The organism is Streptomyces sp. OZ13 (assembly GCF_052068155.1).
Lineage (GTDB): Bacteria > Actinomycetota > Actinomycetes > Streptomycetales > Streptomycetaceae > Streptomyces.
This window is the reverse complement of the sequence record NZ_JBQHCZ010000003.1, coordinates 518,808-532,256: the sequence shown is the minus strand read 5'-3', so window position 1 is coordinate 532,256 and position 13,449 is coordinate 518,808. Positions and strand designations below refer to the sequence as shown.

The window sequence follows — 13,449 nt, the reverse complement described above, 5'->3', positions numbered from 1 at the left end:
AGGCGCCCAAGCCCCCGCAGCGGTTCGCCCCGCTAGAACCCGTGCGGCAGCCACGGCGCGACGTCGGAGCCGAACCCCACCGACGCCTCAGCCAGCGCCCCTTCCCGCAGTTCCCGCACCCGCCCCGCCCCCGCCAGCGCCGACAGCGACACGCCGCCCAGATACGCCGCCCCCAACTCCCGTACGGACAGCGCCAGATCCGCCTCGTCTTGGGTCCGCTCGCACGACGCGCCCTTCGCGTCGCCCGTCAGCCGCCAACGGCCGGTGTTCCAGGGGCAGAACGTGTCCTCGACGTCGAACACCACGTCGACCGGCGCCGTGTAGCGCCGGGCCTCCAGCGCGGCCCCCACGTCGACCAGCCGGACATGCAGCGAGTCCCGTACCCGCACGCCGCAGCGGCGGATGTCCGTGACCAGCTGGAGCAGCGGGTCGTCCACGGGACGGTTGCGGGACCGTACGGTCGTCGTGAGGTCGATGCCGCACAGGAAACGCCACAGCGCCGCGTACGCCACCGGGTCCAGCGCGTCGATGTGCCGTACCGAGATGGAGCCCTCGGGGCCGGCCGCCGACCAGCTCGGCTTGTTGTGGAAGCGGGCGTACCCCACCACCTGACCGTCCCGTTCCGCGAGCACGCACTGCATGGCGGACCCACCGTCCCGCTCGCTCGGCGGGTCCAGCAGCGGCAGCCGCTCCCAGCCGGGCCGGCGGGTGAGCATCCCGGGCCGTGTGCCGATCGTGCGCAGGTACACCTCCTCGCATGCCTGGGCGCCCTCTGCGACCGGCACGAAGCGGATCCGGACGTCGTCGGCACCGGGCGGCGCGGTGATCCGCGTCCGCGAGGAGTCGATCTCCACGGACATCTGGTGGGTGGCGACTCCGTAGCCGAACCGGCCGTAGATCTCCGGCTCGGAGGCCGTGAGCACGGCGAGCGGTTCGCCCCAGGAGCGGACGTCGTCGAGCTGGCGCCGCATCATCGAGGTGAGGATCCCGCGCCGCCGGTGGGTCGCCGCCACGCTGACCATGGTCACGCCGGCCGCGGGCACGAACTGGCCGCCCGGCGCGGACACGGAGAAGGTGAACGCCCCCGCGGTGCCGACGCAGTCGTCTCCGTCCCAGACGCCGATGGAGCGTTCGGTCTCCGTCAGGTCGGCCCAGAGTTCGCGCTCCGGCCGGGTCTCGGGGACGCCGCCGAAGGCGAGCTCCAGACTCCGGTACCACCGGTCCCACTCGGACTGTCGCAGCACCCGCAGATCTGTCGTCATATGCCATCCCTACCAGCCGTGCACGACCCGTCGCGACCCGATTTCGAACGCAATGTCGTGGGGGTCCCCCTGCACGCCGGGGCGGCGGGTGGATAAGGTCCACGGCAATGGCCCGCGGCTCTGCAGCAGACTCGTCCACGGCCCGGTTGCGGAAGGCGGTGCACCGGGCACGCATCGCGCTGCGCAAGTCCGGGGTCGACTACTTCCGAGGCGACGGCTCCGACCGGCTGGCCCTGGCCGGACTCTTGCTGACGATCCCCGCGATCACGTGGGGCACGATCGCCGCGCCCGTGTGGTGTTCACCGGTGGCGCTGGTCCTGCCGATCGTGGCGGGCGGCCTGCTGTTGCGGCCGGCGAGTCTGCTCGCCCTCTACGCGGCCGCGGCCGCGGCCCTCATCGTGGAGTCCATAGCGCTCGGTCCGTACACGGACGGCCCGGCGAGGGTCACCCCCGGCACGGTCCTGGTCGTCGCGGCGTGCGGCATGTTCGGCCTGCTGATCGCCCAGTTCAGGGCCAGGGTCGGCGTGCCGTGGCGGCGCGGCGGCACCATGCTCTTCGACCTGCGCGAACGCATCCGGGTGCAGAGCGCCCTGCCGCGGCTGCCGAAGGGCTGGCACCAGGAGATGGCGCTGCGCCCGGCCGGTGGCCAGTCGTTCTCCGGCGACTTCGTGGTCGCCGCCCGCACCAACGGCGGCCGCACCCTGGAGGTCGTTCTCACGGACGTGTCCGGCAAGGGGATGGACGCGGCGTCGCGGGCGCTGCTGCTGTCCGGTGCGTTCGGCGGACTGCTCGGCTCGCTGCCGCCGCACGGCTTCCTTCCCGCGGCCAACGGCTATCTGCTGCGGCAGGACTGGGACGAGGGCTTCGCCACGTCCATCCACCTCGTGCTCGATCTCGACTCCGGCGACTACGAGTTGCTGTCCGCGGGACATCTGCCCGCGCTCCAGCTCCACGCGGGCAGCGGCCGCTGGGAGGAGATGGCCGCGGAGGGCCCGCTCCTCGGTGTCTACGACGCGGCCCAGTTCGACCCGGTCAAGGGCTCTTTGCGCCCCGGCGACGTGCTGATGCTGTTCACCGACGGTCTCGTGGAGGCGTCGGGCCGGGACATCAGCGAGGGCATCGACCGGCTGACCGGTGAGGCGGACCGCTATGTGGCCGCCGGCTTCGAGGGTGCCGCCTGGCATCTGATCGAGGCTGTTGCCAAGGACGTCAACGACGACCGGGCGCTGCTGCTGCTGTGCCGCCAGGCGTGAGGGCGACCGGGCCGCCCGTTCCCCCTTCCCCGCCTTCGCCGCGACCCGGCAGGATCCTGGCCAGCCAGTGCGACCGTCCCACCGCGAGCGGCGCGAGGACCGCGAGGATCAGGACGTACCCGGCGATGAACGGCGAGAGCCGGTCGTCCAGCCCGGCGCCCGCCGCCATCGTCGCGAGGATCAGGGCGAACTCCCCCCGGGCGAGCAGGGTGGTGGAGATGTTGGCGGCCTGAAGGGTGTCGAAGCGGTGGAGCCGCGCGGTGATCAGACCCGAGGCCACGTTCATCAGGATGGTCACGGCGACGGCCGCGAGCACCGGCCACAGGACGACCGGCAGATCGCCCGGGTCGATGGACAGACCGAACGCGAAGAAGAAGATCGCGCCGAAGGCGTCGCGCAGCGGATGGACCAGCTTGCGGATGCGCTCGCCCGACGTGGTGCTGCCGAGCATCAGACCGACCATGAACGCGCCGATGGCGTCCGCGACGCCGAACCAGTCGGAGACGCCGGCCACGAACACGGCCGCGCCGAGGAACGAGATGACGAGAAGTTCGTCGTCACGGGTATCGATCAGGCGGCCGACGACGCGGGTGCCGAAGCGCGCGGCGAGCGCGAGCAGCAGCAGGAAGCCGAAGGCCTTCCCTCCGTCCATGACGGCGGCGGCCGGACTGTCCGCGCCGGATAGGATGGGCTGGAGCGCTGCCAGGTAGAGGGCCAGGAAGATGTCGTCGACGACGATGATCCCGAGGATCGGCTTGGTCTCGCTGTTGCCCAGCCGGCCCAGGTCGACGAGGACTTTGGTCACGATGGCCGAGGACGAGATGCCGATGACCCCGGCGAGCACCAGCGCCTCGGAGGTTCCCCATCCGAGTGCGAAGCCGAAGGCGAGCCCCGCCCCCACGTTCAGCGCCAGATAGGCCGATCCCGCCAGCACCATCTTGCGGCCGCCCGCTTTGAGGTCGTCGAGATGGAACTCCAGGCCTAGGTAGAAGAGCAGCAGCACAAGACCGAGCGCGGACAGCATCTCGAGATCGTGCGGGTCGGAGACGAGGACGACTCCGGGAGTGTGCGGGCCGAGGAGGATCCCGGCCAGGATGAACAGGGGGATGGTCGGCAGTCCGATACGGCCGCCGAGGCGGGCGAGGACGGCGGCGGCGAGGAAGGCGCCGCCCATGGCTATGAGCGTGTCTGCGTGGCCGATGAGCCCAGTCCCTTCGGGTCGCGCAGCACGACGGTCTCCAGGCACGCCGCGTTGCGTCAAGAGATGGTCAAGAAAGCGTCAGTAATTAGTTTACCAAACGATTACTTGGTGACCCCCTGGACCGCTCCGGGTGCCTGCCGCCGCGGCGTACAGTCGTGCCATGTCCGAGCAGATGCTGACCCTGGCCGAGGTCGAGGCCATCGCCCGCGAGGCCCACGCCGCCCAGCGGGACAAGGCGGGCCGGCCTTACGTGAACCACATCGCGGCCGTCGCCGAGGGGGTACGTGCCCGGGGCGGGAGCGAGGAGCAGGTCGCCGCCGGCTGGCTCCATGACGCGGTCGAGGACGACGCGTTGAGCCGCGAATGGCTGGAACGGGCCGCGCTGCCGCAGCCCGTCAAGGAGATGGTCCTCGCGCTCACCAAGGGCGAGGGCGAGGACTTGGAGACGTACACCCGGCGCATCCTGGCAACTCCCGGCGCGCTGCTGGTCAAGCAGGCCGACCTGGCCGACAACGCCGACCCCGCGCGCCTGGCCCTGCTCGACGAGGCGACGCGGAACAGGCTGACGGAGAAGTACGCCAGGACCCGTGAACTGCTCGGCCTGGCAGCCGAAAAGGGACCGGCGGCCGGCTGAGAGCCGGCCGCCGGTCCCGGCGGGTCGTCGCGGGCGCTACCGGCGCGGTCCCGCCTCGGTGGCGTCCTGGCGGAACGCCCACTTCATCTCGGGCTCCGTGACGCACTTCAGCGCCCGGCGCACCGGCGGCGAACACAGCACGGTCACCATGCCCGTCGCACAGATCGTCACCACCACCAGGCCGACCGGGCTGCCGAGCCACTTCTGGCTCTCGAACAGCCCCCAGTAGTCACCGGCCTTGACGACGAAACCGTGCAACAGGTACCCGCTGATGGTCCCTGCGCCCAGCACCGTGAACCACGCCCGGCGACCGGGCACCAGCGCGAGGAACGCGGCGCTCAGCAGCACCGCGCACCCGAAGAACGCGATGATCACCACGAGCCCCGACCACCACGGCCAGCCCAGGTCCTGCACGCTGCTGGAGCGGTAGAACCAGCCGAGGTTCATCCGGGGTGCCACCCAGTACGCGAAGACGAGCGTCGCGGCGAAGAACGGAACGGCCAGCAGACGCACCTCCCGCCGGCGCACCAGCTGGAAGTGCTCCGGCTTCAGGCACAGTCCCAGCACGAAGAAGGGCAGGAACTGCAGCACACGCGCGAGGTTGAGGTCCGCCCCGATGTCCGGGGTGAGAGTGGCCAGCGCGCCGATGGCCAGCGCGATCGGCAGCGGCCACCGCACGATCCGCCACAGCGGCGTGGTGAGCCGCCAGATGAACAGCGCTGCCAGGAACCACGTGAGGTAGTACGGGTCGAGCAGGCTGATCGGATGGGACGGATCGTCGTTCCCGTACCGGGCGAAGAGGGAGTAGGCCACCTCGAAGACGACGTACGGCAGCGCGATGCCGGTGAGCAGTCGTCTGAGCTGGTGCGGCTTGCCCTGGTAACTCCGGGAGAAGTAGCCGGAGACGATGATGAAGGCCGGCATGTGGAAGGTGTAGATCACCATGTACAGGGCACGCGTTGCCCTGCTGCCCTCCATCACCGGTTCCCAGGCGTGGGCCACGGCCACGAGCACGATGGCCAGATACTTCGCGTTGTCGAAGTAGGCCTCCCGTCCAGTGGACTTGGGGGCCGTCCGCGGAGCGGACTTCAGGCCGCTCGTGGCAGGGGCGAGAGCGGTCGCCGCCCGGCTCGTCGGGGTGGTCTCGGGCTCCTTGACCTCGGGTGCCGGAGCCCTCTCGTATCCATGCGCAGCGTGGAACATTCAAGGCACCCTAGCCGCGCTTATTCGATTTCGTAAAACACGCCGGGCATCTGCCCTATTCGAATCTGACACGGGTGCCAACAGGCCCGTATGCCCTGGTTAATCCCCCTTAAACGGGGCATACCACCCAGGCTCCGCGATGAAGTGAATTACCTCACGGAGCGTCTTCGAATTTCTGGTGACCGAAGTGTGGGGACAGTGAAACGATCACGTTGAATTCTCTCCGGCATTTCACCCGGCCGGCCGCTCGGTACGGGCCGGGCCGCGTTGCCCGGGCCGGAGAAGCGCGGAGTCCCCGCCGGGGCGGGGACGAGGACGTGAGCCGTGCGCCGGTCCCCGCGGAAGCGCCCGGGGAGCGGAGGTCTGATCGGTGCGTGTCGGGCGGCGGTGATGCCCGTCTGCTCAACCGCGGGGCTTCGGCTCCGTCGCATCCCGGCGGAAGGCCCACTTCATCTCGGGCTCCGTCACGGACTTCATCGCTCGGCGCACGGGCGGTGTGCACAGGAGCGTCATGACCGCGAGCATGGCCAGGGTCACCGCGATCCTGCCGGGCGGAGTGCTCAGCCATGGGTAGGAGTCGAAGACTCCCGTATAACCGGCGCCGCGGATCAGGAACCCGTGCAGCACGTAGCCGCAGATGGTCCCGGCGCCCAGCACCGTGAACCAATGCCTCCGGCCGGGCACCAGGGCGAGGAAGAGCGCCGTCAGTACCAGCGCGCAGCAGAACAGCACACTCGCCCGGATCAGCCCCGGCCACCACAGCAGCCCGAGCTCCTGAACGCTCCTGGACCGGTAGAACCAGTTCATGGGAATGCTGGGGGTCACCCAGTAGGTGAAGGGGATCGCGCCGGCGAACACGAGCACGGCGAGTGCTCTCGGTCCGCGCCTCCGCAGGAACCGGAAGTGCTCGGGCGTCATGCACAGGCCCAGTACGAAGAACGGAAGGAACTGCAGTACCCGCGTGAGTTCGAGGGCAGGGCCGATGCCCGGCGTGAGCGTCGCGAGCGCGGCGATGCCCAGTGACACCGCCAGCGGCCACCGCATGACCCGCCACAGCGGAGTCGTCAGCCGCCATATGAACAGCGCGAGCAGGAACCACATCAGATAGAAGGGCTGGAGAAGGCTGATGGGCTTCTCGGGGTAGTCGGTCCCGTACCTGGCGAAGACCGTGTACGCCACCTCGAAGACGACGTAGGGCAGCGCCACTCCGGTGAGCAGCCTTCGCAGCTGATCGGGGCGTCCGGTGTAACTGCGGGACAGATAGCCGGAGATCAGGATGAACACCGGCATGTGGAAGGTGTACAGGAACATGTAGAGGCCCCGGGTGGCCCGGCTTTCCTCGATCACGGTGGGCCAGACATGACCCAGGGCCACCAACAGGATGGCCAGGTACTTCGCGTTGTCGAAGTACGGGTCTCGACGGGTGGACCTGGCGGCAGGCTGCGTGGGGGGATTCAGGCCAGTGGTCGTGGGGACCGAAGTGGTGCCGGCCTGTCTCGTGGTGAGTGACCCTGTCTCCTCGGCCTCGGGAAGAGGGGTCCTTACGTATCCATGCGCAGCGAAGGACATTCGAGGACCATAGCCCGGCCTTTTCTTGGTGGGAAAAGGTTGTGCATTCGAGAGTAACGATTCTATATAGCAGGCAAGTTGCGTGGGTATGCCCCTGCGTGGACCAGGGCATACCGGGGCGATCTGGTTCCTCACTCCGAGGCCTGTTGGCCGCCCGAGGCCTCCCGATCTCCTTTTGTGACCAAGATGTGGGGACTATGAAACGATCCCTCTGAATTTCCTTCGGCATTTCACTGCGTACGAAAGAGTGCGGCGGCCGCGCATCACGGGAGCCCGCACCGAGGTGGCGTGATCTTGTCCACGACGATTCGTCACCACGCAGCAGGGGCAGGTGGGTTGGTGGCACGATGGTGCAGACGGGAGAGTGCCGGCCGCGCGCTCCCGGGCCGGCAAGGCGGGACCGACCGAGGGTGTGATCAGTTGTGGCCATTTCACTGTCAGTGGTGCTTCTGTTGGCGATCGTCCTCGTGGTGCTGATCCGCGGCGGCTCAATCAAGGCCGGACCCGCGATCGTGGCGGTCCTCTTCGGCTTCTTCCTCGCCTCGACGGGCATGGCGCCGTCGATCAACAGATTCATGAACTCGATAGCCGAGACGATCAACCAGATCAGTTTCTGAGACCACCATCGGGCGCCGCCTCCCGCGATCAGCTCTGCTGGATCTCTTCGGGGCACTTCCGGGGGCCGCGCCGCTCTCCTCACGGAACGACCTCGGGCCCGGCCCGGTGAATGATCACCGGGCCGGGCCCGAGCCGTGCACAGAGCGGGCGACGGGAATCGAACCCGCGTAGCCAGTCGGAAGACGCCGTATGCGGATGCCTGCTGACCTGCAAGAGAGCTTGGCTGTGGCTGCCGTTCCCCGTGGTTCCCCCTCGACACCTCACCCTGTTCGCCGAGCCGGGCCCGGACGGCCGGGTCTTCATCGGGGCCAAGCAGGTGACGCCTCGCAGGAACCACTTCGGCAAGCTGTGCCGCAAGCCGTCCGATCAAGTCGTGATCAAAAGCCTGCCCTTTCATGGTCTCCGCCACACGGGCACACCCTCGCTGCCGCGACCGGTGCCAGCGCGCGTGAGCTGATGGATGGGCCACAGCGCGCCGCTCGTGCCGCGCTGATCTACAGCACGCCACGGCCGAGCGGGAACGGCTGATCGGCCAGGCCGTGAGTGCGGTCGTCGAGCAGGCTCGGAAGCAAGATCTCGATCCGAACGGGCACGCAGCGGGCACGTAGGCGGAAACGAAGATTCGAAACGCATCAGGGCCAGGCTGGAGGATGAACCTCCGACCCGGCCCTGAGCCATCAAGAGCGGGCGACGGGAATCGAACCCGCGTAGCTAGTTTGGAAGACTAGGGCTCTACCATTGAGCTACGCCCGCAAGCTCGCACCGCAGGTCACGAGGGCCGCGGCACGAGAAGCATCGTAGCGGGTCCGGGGCCCTCGCCGCACACCCCGTTTCTGTGCGCCCGTAAAGGTGGCGGTCCACGCTGCCGGGGCATGTACCCTACGGTTCGCACCGACGGGGTGTGGCGCAGCTTGGTAGCGCGTCCGCTTTGGGAGCGGAAGGTCGTCGGTTCGAATCCGGCCACCCCGACCACCAGCAAGATCGCGTTGTGAGGCGCCTCCCGCTTGCCGTTACTATGCAGGCTGTGTGCCCGTGTGTCTGATGTGCCGGGCTCCATCCGCTGAATCGCCGAATCCGGCGCCAGCAGTACCCCAAGATGTCAGCCACCAAGGAGACCGAACCGTGAAGAGCGCCGTGGAGACCCTGAACCCGACCCGGGTTCGGCTCACTGTCGAGGTGCCCTTCGAGGAGCTCAAGGACAGCCTCGACGCGGCGTACAAGAAGATCAACCAGCAGGTCACGGTCAAGGGCTTCCGTAAGGGCAAGATCCCGGCCCGAGTGATCGACCAGCGGTTCGGCCGTGGTGCGGTGCTGGAGGAGGCTGTCAACGACGCCCTTCCCAAGCTCTACACCGAGGCGGTCACCGAGGCCGAGCTGAACCCGCTCGGCCAGCCCGAGGTGGACATCACGGAGCTGAAGGACGGCGAGACGCTGGCCTTCACCGCCGAGGTCGACATCCGCCCCGAGATCCAGATCCCGGACTACTCCGGCATCGAGGTCACGGTCGACGCCGTCGAGGTCACCGACGAGGACGTCGAGAAGTCCGTGGAGCAGCTCCGTGAGCGCTTCGCCTCCACGAACCCGGTCGAGCGCGCCGCCGCCGAGGGCGACGTCGTCACGATCGACCTCGAGGCCAAGGTCGACGGCGAGGTCCTGCCCGACGGTGTCGCCGAGGGTGTCTCCTACACCATCGGTTCCGGCGAGCTCCTCGACGGCATCGACGAGGCCGTCACCGGCCTGGAGGCCGGCGGCGAGGCCACCTTCACCTCCCAGCTGAAGGGCGGCTCCGCCGAGGGCAAGGACGCGGAGGTCACCGTCAAGGTCACCGCCGTCGCCGCCCGTGAGCTCCCCGAGCTCGACGACGACTTCGCTCAGATGGCGAGCGAGTTCGACACCCTCGAGGAGCTGAAGGCCGACAGCCGCAAGCGCCTCGAGAACATGAAGCAGTACGACCAGGCCACCCAGGCCCAGGAGCGCGTCCTCGACGAGCTGCTGAAGCTGGCGGAGGTCCCGATCCCCGAGAAGCTCCTCGAGGACGAGGTCAAGACCCGCAAGCACAACCTTGAGCACCACCAGCTCGGCCAGATGGGCCTCGACCTCGCCAAGTACCTGGAGATCCAGGGCAAGACCGAGGAAGAGTTCGACGCCGAGACCAAGGAGCAGGCGGTCAAGGGCATCAAGACCCAGTTCATCCTGGACGAGCTCGTCAACAAGGAGAAGCTGAACGTCAACCAGGAGGAGCTCACCGAGCACCTCATGCGGCGTGCGCAGTCCTCCGGCATGAGCCCCGACCAGTTCGCCCAGGCCGTCGTCGAGGGCGGCCAGGTGCCGATGCTCGTCGGCGAGGTCGCCCGCGGCAAGGCGCTGGCCGTGGTCGTCGAGGCCGCCAAGGTCGTCGACACCAACGGCGAGGTCGTCGACCTCGAGGACGAAGAGGACGAGGCCGAGGTGACCGAGGCCGCCGCCGAGACGGTCGAGGACGCCGTCGAGGGTGAGACCGGCGAGAAGAACGAGGCCTGAGCCTCGCGCTGACGCCGCTACGGGCTCCGGACGCGACCACGCGCCCGGAGCCCGTATGCGTACCACAGGCCTTCCACAGGTCCGTGCACGGCCTTTCCCGGCCCGCTCGCGGTCTTCCCTCAGGGCCCGTTCAGGGCCTTCGCCGGTGCCTCGCGAGGAGTGTCGACCTTGCGCTCCGAGCGAACAGTTCGGGAAGCGGGATGGCTCTGTCCGACCTGCGCGTTAGGGTCCATGAATACGAGGGCAGGGGAGTCCCCGCCCCCGGTTACGAAGACGCTGAGACGGTCGAAGCCGTCAGAGACGAGCAGGTGGACACGTGACGAATCTGATGCCTTATGCCGCCGGCGAGCCCTCCATCGGTGGTGGCCTCGGCGACCAGGTCTACAGCCGGCTGCTCGGCGAGCGGATCATCTTCCTCGGCCAGCAGGTCGACGACGACATCGCCAACAAGATCACCGCACAGATGCTGCTCCTTGCCGCCGATCCGGACAAGGACATCTACCTCTACATCAACAGCCCCGGCGGTTCGGTGACGGCCGGCATGGCGGTCTACGACACCATGCAGTACATCCCGAACGACGTGGTGACGATCGGCATGGGCATGGCCGCGTCGATGGGCCAGTTCCTGCTCACCGGCGGAGCCGCCGGCAAGCGGTTCGCGCTGCCCAACACCGACATCCTCATGCACCAGGGTTCTGCCGGCCTCGGCGGCACCGCCTCGGACATCAAGATCCAGGCCGAGTACCTGCTCCGTACGAAGAAGCGGATGGCGGAGATCACCGCCCAGCACTCCGGTCAGACCGTCGAGACGATCATCCGCGACGGTGACCGCGACCGCTGGTTCACCGCCGACGAGGCCAAGGACTACGGCCTCATCGACGAGATCATCTCCGCCGCCTCGGGCGTCCCGGGCGGCGGCGGCACCGGCGCCTGAGCGCCTGCCGCACCGAGCCCCCGCCCGCCGAACGCCACCAGGATGGTGAACACCCACATGAGCAACTTCCCCGGCATCCCCGGTCTGTCCGGAAACTCCGGCGCCTCCGCGAGCGGCCTCTACACGGGCCCCGCGGTGGACAACCGCTATGTCGTCCCGCGCTTCGTCGAGCGCACCTCGCAGGGCGTGCGCGAGTACGACCCGTACGCGAAGCTCTTCGAGGAGCGCGTGATCTTCCTCGGCGTGCAGATCGACGACGCGTCCGCCAACGACGTGATGGCGCAGCTGCTGTGCCTGGAGTCGATGGACCCCGACCGTGACATCTCGATCTACATCAACAGCCCCGGTGGGTCCTTCACCGCGCTGACCGCGATCTACGACACGATGCAGTTCGTGAAGCCGGACATCCAGACGGTGTGCATGGGCCAGGCGGCCTCCGCCGCGGCCGTGCTGCTCGCCGCCGGTACGCCCGGCAAGCGGATGGCCCTGCCGCACGCCCGTGTGCTGATCCACCAGCCGTCCTCGCAGACCGGCCGCGAGCAGCTCTCCGACCTGGAGATCGCGGCCAACGAGATCCTTCGTATGCGTGAGCAGCTGGAGGAGATGCTGGCCAAGCACTCCACGACGCCGATCGAGAAGATCCGCGACGACATCGAGCGCGACAAGATCCTCACGGCCGACGGTGCTCTCGCCTACGGCCTGGTGGACCAGATCGTCTCGACCCGTAAGAGCACGGCCGCAGCGGCCGCCTGACCGATCCGGCGCCCTTGGCGCGGTACACGACAATGTGTGAACCGCGCCAAGGGGGGCCCGTACGGGGGGCTCGGCAAGGTACCGTCGAATATGAGGCACCAGGAGCCGGCTGAACCAAGCCGCTCCCAGGCGAAGGGGAAGCACCTCGTGGCACGCATCGGTGATGGCGGCGACCTGCTCAAGTGCTCGTTCTGCGGAAAGAGCCAGAAGCAGGTGAAGAAGCTCATCGCAGGCCCCGGTGTGTACATCTGCGACGAGTGCATCGACCTCTGCAACGAGATCATCGAGGAGGAGCTCGCAGAGACCTCCGAGGTGCGGTGGGAGGAACTTCCCAAGCCGCGCGAGATCTATGAGTTCCTCGAGGGATACGTCGTCGGGCAGGAGCCCGCGAAGAAGGCCCTCTCGGTCGCGGTGTACAACCACTACAAGCGCGTCCAGGCCGGCGAGAACGGCGGCGCGCAGGGCCGGGACGACGCGATCGAGCTCGCCAAGTCCAACATCCTGCTGCTGGGCCCCACGGGCTCCGGCAAGACGCTGCTCGCCCAGACGCTCGCCCGCATGCTCAACGTCCCGTTCGCCATCGCGGACGCGACCGCGCTGACGGAGGCGGGCTACGTCGGCGAGGACGTGGAGAACATCCTGCTCAAGCTGATCCAGGCGGCCGACTACGACGTCAAGAAGGCCGAGACCGGGATCATCTACATCGACGAGATCGACAAGGTCGCCCGTAAGAGCGAAAACCCGTCGATCACGCGTGACGTCTCCGGCGAGGGCGTCCAGCAGGCCCTGCTCAAGATCCTGGAAGGCACCACGGCCTCCGTGCCCCCGCAGGGCGGCCGCAAGCACCCGCACCAGGAGTTCATCCAGATCGACACGACGAACGTGCTCTTCATCGTGGGCGGCGCGTTCGCCGGCCTCGAGAAGATCATCGAGTCGCGTGCGGGAGCCAAGGGCATCGGCTTCGGCGCCACGATCCGCTCCAAGCGCGAGATCGAGGCGAGCGACCAGTTCCAGGAGGTCATGCCGGAGGACCTGGTCAAGTTCGGAATGATCCCCGAGTTCATCGGCCGTCTGCCCGTCATCACCTCGGTCCACAACCTGGACCGCGAGGCGCTGCTGAAGATCCTCGTCGAGCCGCGCAACGCACTGGTCAAGCAGTACCAGCGCCTCTTCGAACTCGACGGCGTCGAGCTGGACTTCGACCTCCCCGCCCTCGAGGCCATCGCCGACCAGGCGATCCTCCGCGGCACCGGCGCGCGGGGTCTGCGCGCCATCATGGAGGAGGTCCTCCAGTCGGTGATGTACGAGGTCCCGTCCCGCAAGGACGTGGCCCGCGTCGTCATCACGCGCGACGTCGTCCGCAACAACGTCAACCCGACGCTGGTCCCGCGCATCGTCAAGGACGAGGGCAACGGCCGTCACGAGAAGAGCGCGTAGCGCCTTCGTTCCTGAACGCCGAAGGGGCGCCCGGTCGTTGACCGGGCGCCCCTTTCGCGTACGCG

At 68.3% G+C, this 13,449-nt stretch carries 11 protein-coding genes and 2 tRNA genes; 8 read left to right on the top strand and 5 right to left on the bottom strand.

Going from position 1 to position 13,449, the window contains the following annotated elements; genetic code table 11:
- Positions 1 to 32 precede the first annotated feature (32 nt).
- Positions 33 to 1,262 carry a GNAT family N-acetyltransferase gene (locus ACTMTU_RS09435; protein ID WP_441263013.1) on the bottom strand — a complete coding sequence of 410 codons (1,230 nt, stop codon included), beginning with the start codon at positions 1,260 to 1,262 and terminating at the stop codon, positions 33 to 35.
- Between the two features lie 107 nt (positions 1,263 to 1,369).
- Between ACTMTU_RS09435 and ACTMTU_RS09430 the strand changes: the two genes are divergently transcribed.
- Positions 1,370 to 2,515 (top strand): PP2C family protein-serine/threonine phosphatase, encoded by a 1,146-nt coding sequence (locus ACTMTU_RS09430; protein WP_441263012.1) that lies wholly within the window; start codon positions 1,370 to 1,372, stop codon positions 2,513 to 2,515.
- Here ACTMTU_RS09430 and ACTMTU_RS09425 read toward each other — a convergent pair.
- Positions 2,472 to 3,689 (bottom strand): cation:proton antiporter, encoded by a 1,218-nt coding sequence (locus ACTMTU_RS09425; RefSeq protein ID WP_441263011.1) that lies wholly within the window; start codon positions 3,687 to 3,689, stop codon positions 2,472 to 2,474. The two genes, ACTMTU_RS09430 and ACTMTU_RS09425, sit on opposite strands and share 44 nt — an antisense overlap.
- A 187-nt stretch (positions 3,690 to 3,876) precedes the next feature.
- Here ACTMTU_RS09425 and ACTMTU_RS09420 point away from each other — a divergent pair, with 187 nt between their 5' ends.
- The gene (locus ACTMTU_RS09420) at positions 3,877 to 4,350 is read left to right on the top strand and encodes an HD domain-containing protein (protein WP_441263010.1); all 474 of its coding nucleotides are present in this window, start codon (positions 3,877 to 3,879) and stop codon (positions 4,348 to 4,350) included.
- 36 nt (positions 4,351 to 4,386) lie between these two features.
- Here the strand turns inward: ACTMTU_RS09420 and ACTMTU_RS09415 are convergent, their stop codons facing one another.
- A complete protein-coding gene (locus ACTMTU_RS09415; protein ID WP_441263009.1) occupies positions 4,387 to 5,553 on the bottom strand; it encodes an acyltransferase family protein in 1,167 nt (388 codons plus the stop codon).
- A gap of 402 nt (positions 5,554 to 5,955) precedes the next feature.
- The gene (locus tag ACTMTU_RS09410; RefSeq protein ID WP_441263008.1) at positions 5,956 to 7,122 is read right to left on the bottom strand and encodes an acyltransferase family protein; all 1,167 of its coding nucleotides are present in this window, start codon (positions 7,120 to 7,122) and stop codon (positions 5,956 to 5,958) included.
- 422 nt (positions 7,123 to 7,544) lie between these two features.
- On the opposite strand from ACTMTU_RS09410, the gene ACTMTU_RS09405 reads away from it, so the two are divergent.
- Positions 7,545 to 7,739, top strand: a complete 195-nt coding sequence (locus tag ACTMTU_RS09405) for a hypothetical protein (RefSeq protein ID WP_005317603.1) — start codon at positions 7,545 to 7,547, stop codon at positions 7,737 to 7,739.
- 683 nt (positions 7,740 to 8,422) lie between these two features.
- Here ACTMTU_RS09405 and ACTMTU_RS09400 read toward each other — a convergent pair.
- Positions 8,423 to 8,493 (bottom strand) — tRNA-Gly (locus tag ACTMTU_RS09400).
- A gap of 142 nt (positions 8,494 to 8,635) precedes the next feature.
- Between ACTMTU_RS09400 and ACTMTU_RS09395 the strand changes: the two genes are divergently transcribed.
- The 5 genes from ACTMTU_RS09395 to clpX all read left to right on the top strand — a co-directional run bounded on the left by ACTMTU_RS09395 (position 8,636) and on the right by clpX (position 13,384).
- Positions 8,636 to 8,712, top strand: a tRNA-Pro gene (locus ACTMTU_RS09395).
- 150 nt (positions 8,713 to 8,862) lie between these two features.
- Positions 8,863 to 10,260, top strand: a complete 1,398-nt coding sequence (gene tig / locus ACTMTU_RS09390) for a trigger factor (RefSeq protein ID WP_441263007.1) — start codon at positions 8,863 to 8,865, stop codon at positions 10,258 to 10,260.
- 328 nt (positions 10,261 to 10,588) lie between these two features.
- Positions 10,589 to 11,194 carry an ATP-dependent Clp protease proteolytic subunit gene (locus tag ACTMTU_RS09385; protein ID WP_441263171.1) on the top strand — a complete coding sequence of 202 codons (606 nt, stop codon included), beginning with the start codon at positions 10,589 to 10,591 and terminating at the stop codon, positions 11,192 to 11,194.
- 42 nt (positions 11,195 to 11,236) lie between these two features.
- Positions 11,237 to 11,947 carry an ATP-dependent Clp protease proteolytic subunit gene (locus ACTMTU_RS09380; RefSeq protein ID WP_441263006.1) on the top strand — a complete coding sequence of 237 codons (711 nt, stop codon included), beginning with the start codon at positions 11,237 to 11,239 and terminating at the stop codon, positions 11,945 to 11,947.
- A gap of 147 nt (positions 11,948 to 12,094) precedes the next feature.
- Complete coding sequence (gene clpX / locus ACTMTU_RS09375; protein ID WP_441263005.1) at positions 12,095 to 13,384, top strand: ATP-dependent Clp protease ATP-binding subunit ClpX; 1,290 nt, start codon at positions 12,095 to 12,097, stop codon at positions 13,382 to 13,384.
- The last annotated feature ends 65 nt before the right edge of the window (positions 13,385 to 13,449 follow it).